This is a genomic window from Granulicella aggregans (genome assembly GCF_014203275.1).
GTDB lineage: Bacteria > Acidobacteriota > Terriglobia > Terriglobales > Acidobacteriaceae > Edaphobacter.
On the sequence record NZ_JACHIP010000005.1, the window covers coordinates 1 to 13,945 of the forward strand.

General features: G+C 53.1%; 12 protein-coding genes and 4 pseudogenes. 7 read left to right on the plus strand and 9 right to left on the minus strand.

The genetic code is table 11. The annotated features are described in order from the left end of the window. The 3 genes and pseudogenes from HDF16_RS17235 to HDF16_RS30730 all read left to right on the plus strand — a co-directional run. On the plus strand, positions 1-1,916 hold a 1,916-nt coding region (locus tag HDF16_RS17235), incomplete at its 5' end, for an alpha/beta fold hydrolase (RefSeq protein WP_184219302.1). Between the two features lie 175 nt (positions 1,917-2,091). Further along, positions 2,092-3,162: a cupin-like domain-containing protein gene (locus HDF16_RS17240; RefSeq protein WP_184219306.1), complete on the plus strand. Its 1,071-nt coding sequence runs from the start codon at positions 2,092-2,094 to the stop codon at positions 3,160-3,162. A gap of 195 nt (positions 3,163-3,357) precedes the next feature. Continuing rightward, positions 3,358-3,557: pseudogene (locus HDF16_RS30730) on the plus strand (IS3 family transposase); the annotation flags it as partial. 409 nt (positions 3,558-3,966) lie between these two features. Here the strand turns inward: HDF16_RS30730 and HDF16_RS31880 are convergent. Next, positions 3,967-4,236, minus strand: coding sequence for an acyl carrier protein (locus HDF16_RS31880; protein ID WP_184219309.1), 270 nt, complete (start codon positions 4,234-4,236; stop codon positions 3,967-3,969). Between the two features lie 157 nt (positions 4,237-4,393). Here HDF16_RS31880 and HDF16_RS17250 point away from each other — a divergent pair, with 157 nt between their 5' ends. The 3 genes from HDF16_RS17250 to HDF16_RS31890 are packed head-to-tail and all read left to right on the plus strand — an operon-like array spanning position 4,394 to position 6,269. Further along, on the plus strand, positions 4,394-5,245 hold the full coding sequence (locus tag HDF16_RS17250) for a glycosyltransferase family 2 protein (RefSeq protein WP_221312863.1): 852 nt from the start codon (positions 4,394-4,396) through the stop codon (positions 5,243-5,245). A gap of 23 nt (positions 5,246-5,268) precedes the next feature. After that, positions 5,269-5,610, plus strand: a complete 342-nt coding sequence (locus tag HDF16_RS31885; RefSeq protein WP_432432254.1) for a DUF6492 family protein — start codon at positions 5,269-5,271, stop codon at positions 5,608-5,610. Further along, positions 5,595-6,269, plus strand: coding sequence for a DUF6492 family protein (locus tag HDF16_RS31890; protein WP_432432255.1), 675 nt, complete (start codon positions 5,595-5,597; stop codon positions 6,267-6,269). Before HDF16_RS31885 ends, HDF16_RS31890 begins: the two co-directional genes overlap by 16 nt. 776 nt (positions 6,270-7,045) lie before the next feature. On the opposite strand, the pseudogene HDF16_RS30735 reads toward HDF16_RS31890, so the two are convergent. Next, a pseudogene (locus HDF16_RS30735) lies at positions 7,046-7,337 on the minus strand (integrase core domain-containing protein); the annotation flags it as partial. A gap of 69 nt (positions 7,338-7,406) precedes the next feature. After that, positions 7,407-7,992 (minus strand): annotated as a pseudogene (locus HDF16_RS30740) (IS66 family transposase); the annotation flags it as partial. Positions 7,993-8,674: 682 nt separating this feature from the next. Between HDF16_RS30740 and HDF16_RS17270 the strand changes: the two are divergent. Next, positions 8,675-8,998 (plus strand): hypothetical protein, encoded by a 324-nt coding sequence (locus tag HDF16_RS17270; RefSeq protein WP_221312865.1) that lies wholly within the window; start codon positions 8,675-8,677, stop codon positions 8,996-8,998. Positions 8,999-9,069: 71 nt separating this feature from the next. Here the strand turns inward: HDF16_RS17270 and tnpC are convergent. The 6 genes and pseudogenes from tnpC to HDF16_RS17305 all read right to left on the minus strand — a co-directional run. Beyond that, positions 9,070-10,008, minus strand: a pseudogene (gene tnpC / locus HDF16_RS30745) (IS66 family transposase); the annotation flags it as partial. A gap of 124 nt (positions 10,009-10,132) precedes the next feature. Beyond that, the gene (tnpB, locus tag HDF16_RS17285; RefSeq protein ID WP_184219321.1) at positions 10,133-10,480 is read right to left on the minus strand and encodes an IS66 family insertion sequence element accessory protein TnpB; all 348 of its coding nucleotides are present in this window, start codon (positions 10,478-10,480) and stop codon (positions 10,133-10,135) included. Further along, the gene (locus HDF16_RS17290) at positions 10,477-10,812 is read right to left on the minus strand and encodes a transposase (protein WP_184219324.1); all 336 of its coding nucleotides are present in this window, start codon (positions 10,810-10,812) and stop codon (positions 10,477-10,479) included. Before HDF16_RS17290 ends, tnpB (HDF16_RS17285) begins: the two co-directional genes overlap by 4 nt. 565 nt (positions 10,813-11,377) lie before the next feature. After that, positions 11,378-11,626 carry an integrase core domain-containing protein gene (locus HDF16_RS17295; protein ID WP_432432256.1) on the minus strand — a complete coding sequence of 83 codons (249 nt, stop codon included), beginning with the start codon at positions 11,624-11,626 and terminating at the stop codon, positions 11,378-11,380. Further along, complete coding sequence (tnpB, locus tag HDF16_RS31895) at positions 11,596-11,772, minus strand: IS66 family insertion sequence element accessory protein TnpB (RefSeq protein ID WP_184220725.1); 177 nt, start codon at positions 11,770-11,772, stop codon at positions 11,596-11,598. Before tnpB (HDF16_RS31895) ends, HDF16_RS17295 begins: the two co-directional genes overlap by 31 nt. A 656-nt stretch (positions 11,773-12,428) precedes the next feature. Then, the gene (locus HDF16_RS17305) at positions 12,429-13,928 is read right to left on the minus strand and encodes a UvrD-helicase domain-containing protein (protein ID WP_246409253.1); all 1,500 of its coding nucleotides are present in this window, start codon (positions 13,926-13,928) and stop codon (positions 12,429-12,431) included. Between the last annotated feature and the right edge of the window lie 17 nt (positions 13,929-13,945).

Genomic DNA, 13,945 nt, shown 5'->3' on the forward strand with positions numbered 1-13,945 from the left:
TCGAGGTAGCTATCGCCGCTCTCTGGATGGAGTTGCTCAAGCTGGATCGTGTCGGGCGCCATGACAACTTCTTTGCCTTGGGAGGTCACTCCCTGCTAGCCATCTCGCTTACGGAGCGGATGAGGCGACTCGATCTTCAGGTCGACGTAATTGACATATTCGCGAATTCCACCCCGGCAGCCCTCGCGGCGAAGCTCATAACTTCGAAGTTTGTGACCTCAACTCTGATAAGCGCCGTTTGTATTCATCGGGGAGCGAACAATGAGAAGCCCCTTTTCTTAACACACTGTGGATCTGCTCAAATCATTTACGCGCGAAACCTAGCTCGATATCTCGATTCCCGCATACCCCTATACGGTCTACCCGGACCCACCGACCTCACTCAAGCCAATCTAACCATTGAGGGTATGGCCGCAAAGCTCGTGCAGATGATACGAGGTATTCAACCCTTTGGACCATACCGAATAGCCGGTTGGTCTTTTGGTGGAACCCTCGCGTACGAAGTTGCGCACCAAATAATTGGTGCTGGAGAGAACATATCGTTTTTGGGTCTCTTTGATGCCACGTACGCCCCCCACTACATGGAACAATCAAACGGCTCACCTCATATGTTCTCACTCCCGTTCAACAGTAGCCAAGCGCTAAAAATGCTAGTCCTTACCCGACTATTTTCAGAGGAACGCACCGCCGTCTCGGAGCGCATCGCGACCTCCGTCGCGAAAGATTCCTTCACACAAACCGTAGCCGCGCTGAACAAGCAAGATCTCATTCCGTACCCCTACTCACTAATGAGCGCCGAAGAACTCCGCACTGGTCTCCACCGCGACCACATTTTCTCTAAGGCCCTGTTTGGATATTGCGCTCAACCTTTGCCAATAGACCTTCACGTTTTCATCGCGGCGGACACCGCCACCGCTGAGCCTTTCAAGGGGTGGGAGGATGTTGTGCCACAGAAACAGATGCACCGGCACTTGGTCCCAGGAACCCATCACCTGATGATGGATGATCCCAATGTACCGATCCTCGCCAATCTCCTTTCCGGGCTGCTACTATCTTCATCCGAGCCCGCAAGCCATATCTACCGAAAGGCCTCGCTTAATACCATTCAACGATCAGCGACACAGAAGTATCCTCTTTTGCTCGTCCCCGGAGCCGGAATGGCGATCACATCTTTTCTCGACCTCGTCCAGGAACTCAAGCACGATGGATCTATCTTCGGCCTTCAACCCCCAAGTCTAGAACACAACGTTTCCGTTCCATACAGCAATGTCGAAACTGCCGCAACGGACTATTTGCAAGCCATGGGAAAAACCTTCGCGACCCCTCCCGCAATCATAGGTTATTCCTTCGGAGGATGGGTTGCTTTCGAAATCGCCCTCCGGTTGCAGAATGTCGGTGCGGAGGCCCCCGCATTGCTGTTAGTCGATACTGAACCGCCCGATAATGACCCAGCCGTCGTCCATGAGCTCACTCATTTGGAGGTTCTATCAGAATGGATCAGAGCTTGCGAGCTCTCGGGCGGTGTTAGCCTTGGCATCGATGATGCCCTCCTTAGATCCCGCAGCCACGCCACACAATTATCTCTGATCCATCGGCGCATGGTGGCTGCTAAAATGCTGCCATCACGTTCCACTCCTGAAATCCTTTATGCGCCGATCCGCAATCTCGCGGCTTCACTTCGAACTACTTACGCACCGAAAGCCCCCTACATGGGCGAAGTTCTTCTCGTTTCAGCGGAGGATCCTATGCGCCCATTCGAGACGGCGGCCTCCCAACAAGAGGATGTGCTCACACGCTGGAGAAAGTTTGCCCCAAGGCTCACGAACAAGAGACTTTTCGCCAACCATTTTCAACTGCTCAAGGTCCCATATGTCCATGAGCTAGCCCAGATCATTAAAGATGGCCTCCCACAATGACCACCGTCAATCCACATACCACTCGTCCGAGCAACACGATTTGCGGTTACATGAGGTTGATCGAAGGATGCACAGCTCAACTGGCTGAACAAAAAGTTCTTTGCAATGACTCGTATCTGACTGCTACGGGACCTACTACTCAATCTCAAACCAATCCGATTCACGAGGGCTACTAATGCTAAACCATGATATGCCGTTGAGTATTATTGATCGCTTACAGTTCTCAAAGGATTCCCTGAATGGCACATTACCGATCCATGTCATTGACGGAGCAAAGAACTGGCCGGCAGTCAAAAAATGGAACCCGGAAGACATTGCGAATCTCGTTCCTAGCAGGCAGGTAGACCTCACTATTTCTCTTGATGGTAGTTTTGGGATAAACCCAGATGGATTGCCTTCACATCCAGATACTCGCAAGATTATCAAAAATGTGTCTTTCAGGGAGGCTGCCCTCATAATTTCTCAAAACCACGACGCTCAAACGAGGTTTTATATAAGTCAACAAAGCATTAGTCAGAAACTTCCAGAACTTCTAAATGACATTGAGCGCTGGACAACAACAGATGAAGGAATAAACATTTGGTTTGGATCTGCGGACGTCTCCTCCCCATTGCATTACGATCCTTCGATAAATGTTTTTGGCCAGATATACGGTTACAAAGAAATTACACTCTTCAGTCCCGCAGATACCCCTTATCTCTATCCCTTTCCTCCAGATAGCTTGCTACCGCATCTAAGCTTTGTTGATTTTAGCGATCCCGATCTTGAACGTCACCCCCAATTTTTGCTTGCGACCCCGATCAAAGTCACGTTGGGTCCAGGACAACTACTATTTCTTCCGCCCTTTTGGTGGCACCACGTTCGCTCGAAGACAATATCTATCTCCGTCAACCAGTGGTCTTCGCCCAGGCTTCACCAGTACCTTGGTGACGGAGCGCGTGATCTCCTTCGGCGCCAGTTGCCGATCGACCGAATGCAACGGAAGACCCAAACAAATTTTATGGTCTCAGAGTTGCTAGACGGAGCGGAGCAGCTAGCCCTGTTAGATCCCAAACTATCGATCGGGGCCCTGCTGGCTGCCCTAAACGGGACTATCTCTTACATAGATCCGAAAATACACAGACAGTTGCAGGACAAATTACTTTATCTCGCAAATCAGCTGGATCAATTTCCTCAGTTGCCCTCGACAGATATAATCCATTGTGTACGCCAAATCCGATTTTCCTTAAACACTGTCATCTCTTAGGCGTTCCAGAGGATGCATTAATTGGCGAGTCCAGCATGGCATTATACACCCTCCCCTACAACATAGCTATGTTAAGGTCATCTAAGATGAATACCTACCTTCCACATAACAAGATCTACGAATTGGAAGATTTTCGCAGAGACGATATTCAAGCCATTCTTAGATCTCATCTCGGCTCAGCTGAAACTCATGGCATGGAGCTACGACTTCGTCAGCGCTCGGACGCATGATGGCCGCAGCGTAACGGCTTCTCAACCTGATCGACGAACACGCGCGAGAGATTACTGGTGTGTGGAGAACGCCGCGGGTTCAGTTCCAGGGTCATCTCTGCGCTGGCCGATATGATTGTGATGAAGGGCGTGCCGGAACACCTTCGCTCGGACAATGGGCCAGAGATCTTTCTCCGGCCCCCCGACGGCGGCTACTTGAACTCTGAAAAGCTGCGCTAAACCAACTCATCCAACGGCATAGGAGATAAGCCACTCCATTTGTTGTAGGCGATGTTCGGCCCCGCCAACACGGTAGGCGCTCTTGACTATAACTAAAGCTCTTCCGCTTCTTGTTTGACTTAAGCCTCACACAAGGGCTAAGTGGTGACGGGTCAAACGAATGCGCTGAAGCATCTCGTACTGCAAGGCAAGATCAAAGATCGAGACAAGATAATGCTTGTGGGCTTCGGAGTGGGGCATTTCCTGGGCCTACGCAATTGTGCAATGGTGCCCAACAAGTACGGTTTCTATGAATGCCTGATGAATACGATGAATCGCCCGATCCAGTCAAGGCTCTAGCCCACCTATGAACATGTCAGTGTTTGCCAGAGTCAGCGGTTACCTCCGAAGCGATTCCCCGAACGGTTCCGGTATCAGGAGCGAGAAAATCCTCGAACGATAATTCTATCCCATACGCTGACCGAATTCTAGAAATACAGAGCATGGCGCTGAGCGAATCACCTCCTAGATCCAGAAAATGAGAATCTAGGGCGACATCATCTACCCTCAAAACCTCCGACCACAGTTGGCAAACGTATTGACACACCGCACTGAATGATATGCCGTCTGGCGCTGGTATACTCATGCGTTCTCCTAGTAATTGGGAGCTTCTTGCTGCAATCGCTTGCCACTCATCGCCTTACTGCATTATGCAATCTCTGAATAGACACTAGCGAATCGTTATAATACCATGACCACACATGGAGAGTATACCAAAACGCGGGCCTGTAGTTTCGGTTGTAATGGCTTACAGGAATGAAGAAGTGTTCCTCTTTGAAGCCATTAGGAGTATTCAAGAGCAAACCTTTCGCAATTGGGAACTCTTATTAATAGATGATCACTCTGATGACAATAGTCCGACCATTGCGCAACGCAGTGCGCTATCAGACGGTCGCATCCGGTTACTTCGATCGCCCTCCTACGGTTTAGTTCCCGCCTTGAATTATGGGTGCGCCATGGCCACTGGCACATATATTGCGCGACTTGACAGCGACGATATCGCCGTCTGCTCCCGACTCGAGATGCAAGTGGAGTTTCTTGATCAAAACCCGTCTGTCACTATCGTCGGTGGACACATTGAGTGCATCGACAAAGATGGTCATTTACTGTTTACAATGCTCTGGCCGACTCTGAACCAGGGGCTACAAGACTTCTTGCTTATTGACTGTTGCGTATCTCACACAACGGTCATGATGAGGCGTCAGGCTATTATAAACGCTAATTACTACCGCCTAACATATACTCATGCAGAGGACTACGACCTTTTTTTACGATTCAGCGACGGGCTTCATGTCGAAAATATGCCCACCGTCTTGTCACAATATCGGCTCCACAAAAAGCAGACATCAATGCTTCATGCAGAGCAACAGGTTATCTCAGGTATTGCGGCCCGGATTGCAACGAAAGAAAGGAGAGCGGGACGTCGAGAACCTTTCACAAGCACTTCATCCATTACACGTTATGACATCGAACAGTATGGCATATCCCCAAAACGCATTGCATCTGGCGTCAGCAGATATCAGGACTCAGCTCTGTCCCTAGAGCAAGGTTGGCGCTGGTCTTCGTTGCCCTTCTGTATGGTGCCTGGCAGATGACCTCTCCTCAATTTGTACCTAAGATGCTGGGAGATAAGATTAGCTTTGTCTTGCCCCTGTCTCTAAATGAGTCTTCATTCGGTAATAAATATGTTTATTGGCGCTCCGACACAAGCGAGGTTAATTTCCTACGCCTCGAACGCTTCCTGATTAGTTTTCTTCGATGCTTCAGGCAAAGCGATTTGGGATCATTCCTCATTGTCTGCCCGGTTCAAGATGTCACCAGGGCGTCTGCAATTCTTACGCAGGTCACTAGTGACGCGCGATATTCAGTAATAGAAGAGGAGAGGTACCTGCTAAAACAGTTGCCCGGCAGCGCGGGTTTTCCCTTGGGAGTTTCGGATGGAGAATTCAGCAGGCGATAAAGCTTGCGTTTGCCTTCGAGACGGATTCCACGTTTTACTTAACTTTAGATTGCGATATTCTTTGCATTCGTCCATGTAAACTCTCAGACTTTGTTTTTAATGGAAAAGCCAACACTGGCGTTGAGACCACAGAGACCTATGAAGCACTCTATACCGCGTCGTTTGCGGCAACGGAACTCAAGAGAAAGCGGGAGAGATATAGCAACTCAGCCACGCTCCTAAAGATGAATGCTAGCCCGGAGCCTCGCAACAGTTTTTACAGCGAGACACCGGTTGTTCTTAATTCTCTCTACGTTAGAGATCTGTTGGAGTACATAGCGGAACTTTATGATCGCTCATGGATTGAGGTTTTGCTTAACCGCGCAGGCTGGTCAGAGTACGGACTCTATTTTCAGTTTTGCGAGTTGCGGTGCCTCATGCAACGGAGCTTCGGTCTTGGCAACAGTAGGACAATACTTGACTTGGATAGCTCTGTATGGCAACGCAATGGCGCCTATAAAAGCGCTCGTTCTTATTCGATAGAATCACTGTTATTTGCACAGTCTAAGAATACAGGGGCATTCATATCTATACAATCATGGCTCCCCCCCCCCGATCCTGGCTACCTCCGAATATCTCGTCCCTCTTTTGCTTCTATCGCAACCTTCGCATGTTTTTGAGAAGCGATAGATATCTTTCACTATAGCGGTGAACACATCGGTAACGTTTTTATCCTGATACCGTGCCGATTTCTTGCGACGCATTCTGGCACCGCACTCTTTTGATCTGCTCATTTTGGAATCTTTTACGTTTCTAGTTCCGCGCTTTTTTGTCACCGACACCTTGCCGACTCGGATTGTGCTGATGGCCTCCCATGGTCGGGGTGCAGATTTGATGGAAGTGACCGGGTTCAAGAAGCTAGTCGAATGCTTCCGGAAACCATCGCGTCCATTTGGCGGAAATGAGGCGTGACTTGATGAATGCGTTTGGTAAATCCTCCGCTCATTGGGAGACCTCAATGGGATTACGTAAATAAACGATTTATTTTAAATCTTGCTTTCTGATACGATTATCGTCAAATGGCTAGATCTAATTCCACGTAATAGCTTCCCCAAAGGAGAAGAACTTGTTAAAGTTCAATTTTAGGATACGAATGAATGGGAAAGTAAAAGCTAAATGTGATCGGCATCCGAATTACGACCCAAGTACTAAGGGAAAAGATTTTATTAATGATCGGTGCGGAACCTGTAAGGAAATTGCGGATTTATATGACTCCAAGACCGTACTCGAGAAGGCTCTAAAGAACTTCGAACGTAGAGTAGTGCCATGGCAGACAATCAGGAAATCCATTCGGGAAAATCCGGAAATAAAATGAGCGGCGATGATCGTGTGAAGATATTCAGAGTTCACCCTTAAATCTTGGAGGGGCCTGCCCGATCTTTTGTACCGCGGAGTGTCAGTGTAGCGCAGCTTCTTTTGAGGTCAAGTAGCCGCTGTCGAGGGTGTGGGGAAGTGGAAAGCGTTCTTTGCTTTCCACTTCTCCATACCCTGTTTTGGTTTCCCGCGTCTCGGGTGCTGGTGGCCGATTTCCCAGTGACGAGTGTGGCCGGATGGTTGTAGTGGACTCTCGAGCGTTCTGCGAGAATCCTGATCTCCTTCATCGAGTAGAAGATCTCTCCGTTCAGGAACTCATCGCGCAGCTTGGAGTTTAAGCTCTCGCCGTAGCCGTTTTCCCAGGGTAAGCGTGGGGTGTTGGCCGTTCTCAAGGAATTTAGGGTTTTGAGGGGTGTCACTTGTCGTTATGTGTCCACATAATTTTATGTGGGCACATATTCGTGACTGGTTGTTTGTGGTGTGAGGGTGACGTTCCAGGGCAGGAGTTGGTCGATGGTGGTGATGGGGTGGTCTACGATGCGGGCCAGGACATGGTGGAGATAGAGCTCCGGGTCGAGGCCGTTGAGCTTAGCTGATCCGAGCAGCGAGTGGATGTTGGCGGCTCGTTCGCCGCCTGCATTTGATCCGGCAAAGAGGTAGTTCTTGCGGCCCAGAGCGACGACGCGCAGCGCTCGTTCTGCAGCGTTGTTGTCGATCTCGATGGTTCCATCGTCGATATAGCGAGTGAGTGCAGGCCAGCGCGAGAGAGGGCGTAGCGGATCGCCGCAGCCGTGTCGGACTTGCGTGAGAGCTTCGCAAGTGTATCTTCAAGCCAGGTGTGCTTGGAGCCGATCAGCGGCCTGGCCCTGGCCTGGCGGATGGTCTTCCTGATCTCTGGCGAAGATCCACGGATCTGTGCTTCGATGGCGCAGAGAGCAGCGATGCGCTCGATGGCTTCGGCTGTAGTGGGGGAGGCATGGGCGATGTGGATCTCATGTGGAACTTGCGTCGCGCACGTGCCCAGCTTGCGTCAGGGTAAGCCTTGGAAGGGGGGAAGTGATTTAAGACAACACGGAAACCTTTTGTAGCATTCCAGAGGGTTCGACTCCCTCGCGGCAGAGGCTAGCCGGCCAGCCGAAAGCGAGTCTTGCATGGGCAGGGGTAACTCTGTTCGTGAAGCGTAGACAGCGGGTATTGAAGCCATGTGCTTGGCCACGAAATCATGCATCGTCAGAGCCTTCGTTGTGTTGGGTGCGGGGGCAATATCGAGACGACCGTTATCGGCGAGGTCGTCTGGGTCTGGCCGGGGTCTTGGAGCATGGCAGAGGTATGGATGGAATGCCAAGGAATCTGAGAAGTCCTGTGCTGTCCACGCAGGGAAGCCGGAATGGGGGACGTCGGCGTCGAAATGCCCCTGGCCTGAAAAGACCGCCTCCGGTCTGACAGGAGCGCGTAAGCGATCCACGAATCGAGTGAGGGAAGCGCGGAATCTGGGAGCGAAACCATAAGCGACCGGTATGCAGTGCAGGATGGCGTAGCTTCACCGTAGTATCGCCGAAGCTGGGGAACCTGATCGAGGGGACCCGGTGGAAAGAAGGGAGACGCCATGGAAGAGAGCTGTTGACGGGAAACATGGGAGGAGACTCTGGACTCTATAAACCTGTACACGAAACGGCAGCAGATAGCGGAACTGGCGAGGAACAAACCCGGCGTGGCGCTGTACTCGCTGAGCCACGTCATCGATTTGGAATGGATCGGGAAAGCCTACCGACTGACGCGCAAGAGTGGTGCGCCCGGTATCGATGGAGCCACGGCTGCGGAGTATGAAACGAACCTGGAGGAGAACCTCAAGAACCTCCTTGAGCGTATTCGATCCGGCAGTTATAAGGCTCCACCGGTGCGCAGGGTGTACATACCCAAGGCGGATGGAACGCGACGGCCTCTTGGAATCCCAACCTTCGAAGACAAGGTGGCGCCTCTTCCTTCAGCAAAGATCATCCATCGTTACATCGTTGAGAGCGAAGCTCTTCCGTGAGGAACCGGATGCGGGAAATCCGCACGTCCGGGTCTGTGAGGGGTGAGGGCGGAGACGTCCTCACCTACTCGGCACGCAACTTCGACGATGGTTCCAGACTCGTAGAGCTGTTGGAAGCCGGCGTAGGCGTCAGCCAGGAGAGCGCCCTTGTAGAGCTTCAAGTGCTGGCGCGGGTTCTCCCCCTTGCGATCGGGCGAGTAAGCGAACCAGACAGCGGGCGCGACCGTGTCGCCCGATGGCCGGTCGTCGCGAACATAAGTCCAGAGTCTTCCTGTCTTGGTCCGGCCGTTGCCTGGAGCGAGTACAGGTACCGGCGTGTCGTCGGCATGGAGCTTGCTTGCCGCCATAACATGATCGCGGACGGCTGCGACCAGCGACGCAAGCAACTCACTGGTTGCTCCAACCCATCCGGCCAACGTGGAGCGGTCAAGGTCGACGCCTTCGCGAGCATAGATCTCTGACTGCCGGTAGAGCGGAAGATGGTCGACATACTTCGAGGTCAGCACATGCGCGAGTAGGCCTGGTCCCGCGAGACCACGATCGATAGGCCTCTACGGTGCCGGTGCCTGCACGATCCGGTCGCAGGCATCGCAGCTCAACTTCGGACGCACATGACGAAGAACCTTGAAGCTGGCGCGAACGTACTCCAGCATCTCGGCGACGTCTTCGCCGAGTTCCCTCAGCCTGCCGCCGCACTCTGGGCACGCCTCATGATCTGGCATGTGGGTATGGACTTCTCGAGGAAGGTGCTCGGGCAGAGGTCGGCGGAAGGGCTTGGCCGGTGCAGGCCGGTCTGCTGGAACGACGGACTTCAACTCTCCTATGGCGCTGGCCGCCTGCAGTTCTTCCAACTGCAACTCAAACTGGTCGATCTGGCGAAGAACCTTTTCGCTCTTCGCGCCGATGAGCATCCGTTGCAGCTTCTCGACCAGCAGCACGAGACGCTCGATCTCGCTGCTGCGCGAGGTCAACGCTGCCGTGTATCTCTCATGCTGATCGATCAACATCATCTTCAACGCGGCGGGATCGAGAGTGTCCAGATCGGGCAGGTTGAAGGCGGAGAACATGAAGGCAGTATGCCACAAGAGTAGAGGCGATTAGCAGAAAAAACCCTTATAAAAACTGGATAAAACCTCAAACACTCATCACCTGTTCTGCGGTCCTGACGGGCGCTCTCCAGTCGATTCCTTCAAGCAGCATCGACAGCTGTGCACGGCTTAGAGAGACGGTGCCGCTGCTTGCCTGCGGCCATACGAAGCGCCCCCGTTCGAGCCGCTCGGCAAGCAGACACAGACCGTCTCCATCGAACCATAGGACCTTCAAAATGTCTCCGCGCCTGCCGCGAAAAACGAATACATGGCCTGACAGCGGCTGCTGTTCAAGTACGGTCTGCACCTGGGCGCTGAGCCCATGAAAGCCGCGACGCATGTCCGTCACTCCAGCCGCGATCCAGATCTTCGTACCCGCAGGTAGCGCAATCACGAGCGCAAGCTCTTCAGCACAGCACGCACGATGGCGGGATCAACACAGCCTTCGAGGCTGATCCGGATCTCGCCCGGCAACTCAATATGAATCGAGCCCGAACTCACCGGAAGCAACTTCACGTTACTCTGCGCTATGGCCCCGAGGTTGCCGTCCCGATACAAACGCCGCCACTGAAACACCTGGTTCGCGTTGACCCCGTGCTTCAGCGCAACCTTCGCCACCGAAGCACCCGCTTCCAACGTCTCCTCTACCACTCGGCGACGCTCCGCTGCGCTACGACGCCGACGAGATCCAAACCCTAATCCAGCCCCCAGATCAAGCTCAATCATCCAAACATCATCACCACTCACGATGTCGAAGTACATGCGGCCCACACAGGACGCTTACCATACGCTCATCAACGAAGAATATTGTTCCTTTACTGGAACAGTAGTAGGGCCGGAGGAACTGCCCGAGGTCTGATCTGGGGCCAATCCGTTCTGCTCGACGCACTGGTGCGAGAGTACGGAACTTCCGGATCGACAGCCCTCGATGCAAAGATCAAGTAGGGCATGGAGTTGACGGGGAGCGAGTGCCTTCCGCGACGCGCTCAGTCGCTGAACTCCCTCCCAGCCTCGCTCACACACCGGCAATATTTGCTCATGTGTTCGACAAGTTCGCTACAAAGCTCACTGGCAGGCGCCACTGTTACGGGATCACCGGCGCGGTCCACACTTGTTGGTCACTCGCTCACAGGAGAAGAGCTGAGCTTTCTCGGCTTTCATCATCCTGATATCGGTAAACGTGTGGTCTGGGCCGTTCCTATAAAGTCCGTCAGAGTTGTGAATCCACGCAGCGATATGTGGGTGTGACCTGCCCTCTTTTCTCACCCAATCATAACTAGAGTTTCTCTGTTTAGTTGATGATTATGGTTGGCGAAGGGAGAGGGGCCATAGTCCCTCTCCCTTCGAGGGTTTTGCGGAACTCGTTGGGGGTGCGGTCGTCCAGCGAGCTATGAGGCCGCTCGCAGTTGAACTCTTCACGCCAGGTTTCCAGAGTACACCGGACATCGTTGAGAGTCCGGAACCAGGTTGCGTTGAGGCACTCGTCGCGCAGCATGCCATGGAAGCTCTCTACGTGGCCGTTCTGCATCGGTCGGCCCAGCTTCTTCCACGAAAAACGATGACGTGGCCCGACAGCGGCTGCTGTCCAAGCACTGTCTGCAACTGGATGCTAAGCCCGTGAAAGCAGCGCCGTATGTCCGTCGCGCCCGCCGCGATACAAATCAGTGTTCCTGCCGGGAGCGAGATTACGAACGAAGACTCCTTAAGTACAGTGCATAATTAGATCCTATTCGACACTGCCTCCGAGGCTGATCCGGATCTCTCCCGGCAATTTGATATGAATCGCGCACAAACGTGGTCGAATCACTTCTACGTCCTCGGACTTCGCATACTCACTGTCGTCGGCTACGCTCACCTGCAATAAATTTATCGGGTCCTTCGACGCCGCGCCCAGCTTGCCATTCCGATACAAGCGCGCCACTGGGGGACCTGGCTCGCGTTGTCCTCATGCTTCAGAGCGACCTTCGCAACCGAGCACCCGCTTTCAACGTCCCCTCAAACACCCGCCGACGCTCCGCTGCGCTACGGCACCGCGAGGCCCAACCCCCAACTTAGCGCCCAGATCAAGCTCAGTCATCCAAACATCATCACCAATCACTAAGTTGAAGTATATGCGCCCCATACAGGGCGCTAACTAAAGCCTCCCTTGATGCATAAGGATTAGACGATCCTTTTAGTTGAATGCAGACCACACGCTTACGCTCGTGCGGCGCGCTGAGGTCCATCTTTACTTCGAAATTCAGTATCCCGCGAGGCCGGCCTATTTCTGGTCCGCGCTCATACGCCGCCCATATTGAAAAGGGTCACAAATTCGCCTAGTGAGTGTAGAGTGAAATCATGGCTTATCCTAGGATATCTGTCGTGGTGTTGCGGATTCCAAATCGTTTCGCGATCTGACGCGGCAGTTGAACTCCAAGCCGAGCTCGCGTCATCGCGACATATAGCAAACGCGCCTCTGACGCGATGACTTTAGCTCGCTCTGCGGGAGCAAGGCGGGCAGCCCTCCCAAAGCCAGCCTCAAAGTCCGAGTCTAGGTGCACATAATTCCATTCCCGCCCCTTGGCCCGATGGGCGGTGGAGCAGATGACCTGCGCCGTCGACTCACTCTGTTCGCATTGAGAAAGCGCTCGCAGCATACGGGTTTCGTCGTGCTCCTGAACCAGACTTACCAGCGCCCTGAGCCCCTCACCTTCCGGCCGAGTGCTGAAGCTCATCACATCCTTCCAGCCTTGAAAGCCGACCAACTCTGGAGACTGTCCTGGCTGATCCTGTTTCACTCGTTGCACGTCGGTAAGGATACGCTCCAGTTCGCTCGTTCCACCAACCACAGCACAGCGCAGATTCCGAGCGAGGCAGCGGAGGACATTCGCTATTACGCCCGCATTAGTTCGTGAAAGGAGGGCGTTCGGCCTGACGCGACCAATATGGGATATCAGAGTCGGAGCACCCCGAAGGGCTTCTCGCGCGCCTAAGCTACGGAGCACAATCGTCGCGGCTGCCGCGATCTCCGGGCCAAAGCGAAAAGACTGGGAGAGCAGGCAGCGGTGGCGCGTATGGGCTTGTTCCATAGCGTTCACAGCTCCGCGCCACTCATAGATTTGCTGATGCACGTCGCCCACATAGACAATCTGACACTTAAATCGATTGAGCACCTCCAACAGGACTGGGTTGAGGTCTTGTGCTTCATCCACCATGATGTAATCAGCCGTGGCTTTAGGATTGGATAGTGCCCAAAGTTTAAGATAACCATCATGCCCCAGCGGCAAACCGCTGGAATGTTCAAGCATGCTCCCCCAGAGATAACCAAGGTGTTCAGTTACCTGCTTGGCGAAGCTGTCGAACTGTTCCAGGGTCAATCGGTCAAGAACACCATAGCAAGGAACGTGGACTGCCTTGGGGACCTCATCACTGCTCTGTAAAAATCGTTTAATCCCATCGCGGAGAATCGCTGCGTAGGACCTCTGTTCCAGCACAACTCCCGAATGGAAAGTGATTGTTTCTGGTAAGCGGAACGCTCGGAGGATCAAGTTTGGTGACAGGCTCTCAGTGAGCTTCCATTCCGGGTAACCCAGGCTCTTGCGAACTGCACCGAATGCGACTGAGTGCGTCGTGGCGCACTTGACGTGCGAAGGGAAGCTCTGCTGAGCCTCGATTGCAATAGATCGGTTGAAAGCTAGGTACAGAGCGCGATAAGGCTTGCTTTCAGCTAATAACCTCAATGTAGTGGTCTTCCCCGTTCCAGCAAAGGCGTCGATACGGAGGTTGCCGCCGCCAAGAAAGAGATCAACGGCGAGCCGCTGCTCAACAACCGGCCGAACGGACGATGTGCTCAATTCCAACATTCGATCTTGCCCCTATT

Bases quoted from the DNA above. Each gene is read 5' to 3' on its own strand.
- HDF16_RS17240 (WP_184219306.1), top strand. From the start codon at position 2,092: ATGCTAAACCATGATATGCCGTTGAGTATTATTGATCGCTTACAGTTC.
- HDF16_RS17250 (WP_221312863.1), top strand. From the start codon at position 4,394: ATGGCTTACAGGAATGAAGAAGTGTTCCTCTTTGAAGCCATTAGGAGT.
- HDF16_RS17305 (WP_246409253.1), bottom strand. From the start codon at position 13,928: ATGTTGGAATTGAGCACATCGTCCGTTCGGCCGGTTGTTGAGCAGCGG.
- HDF16_RS17290 (WP_184219324.1), bottom strand. From the start codon at position 10,812: ATGATTGAGCTTGATCTGGGGGCTGGATTAGGGTTTGGATCTCGTCGG.
- HDF16_RS31880 (WP_184219309.1), bottom strand. From the start codon at position 4,236: ATGAGTATACCAGCGCCAGACGGCATATCATTCAGTGCGGTGTGTCAA.
- HDF16_RS31885 (WP_432432254.1), top strand. From the start codon at position 5,269: ATGCTGGGAGATAAGATTAGCTTTGTCTTGCCCCTGTCTCTAAATGAG.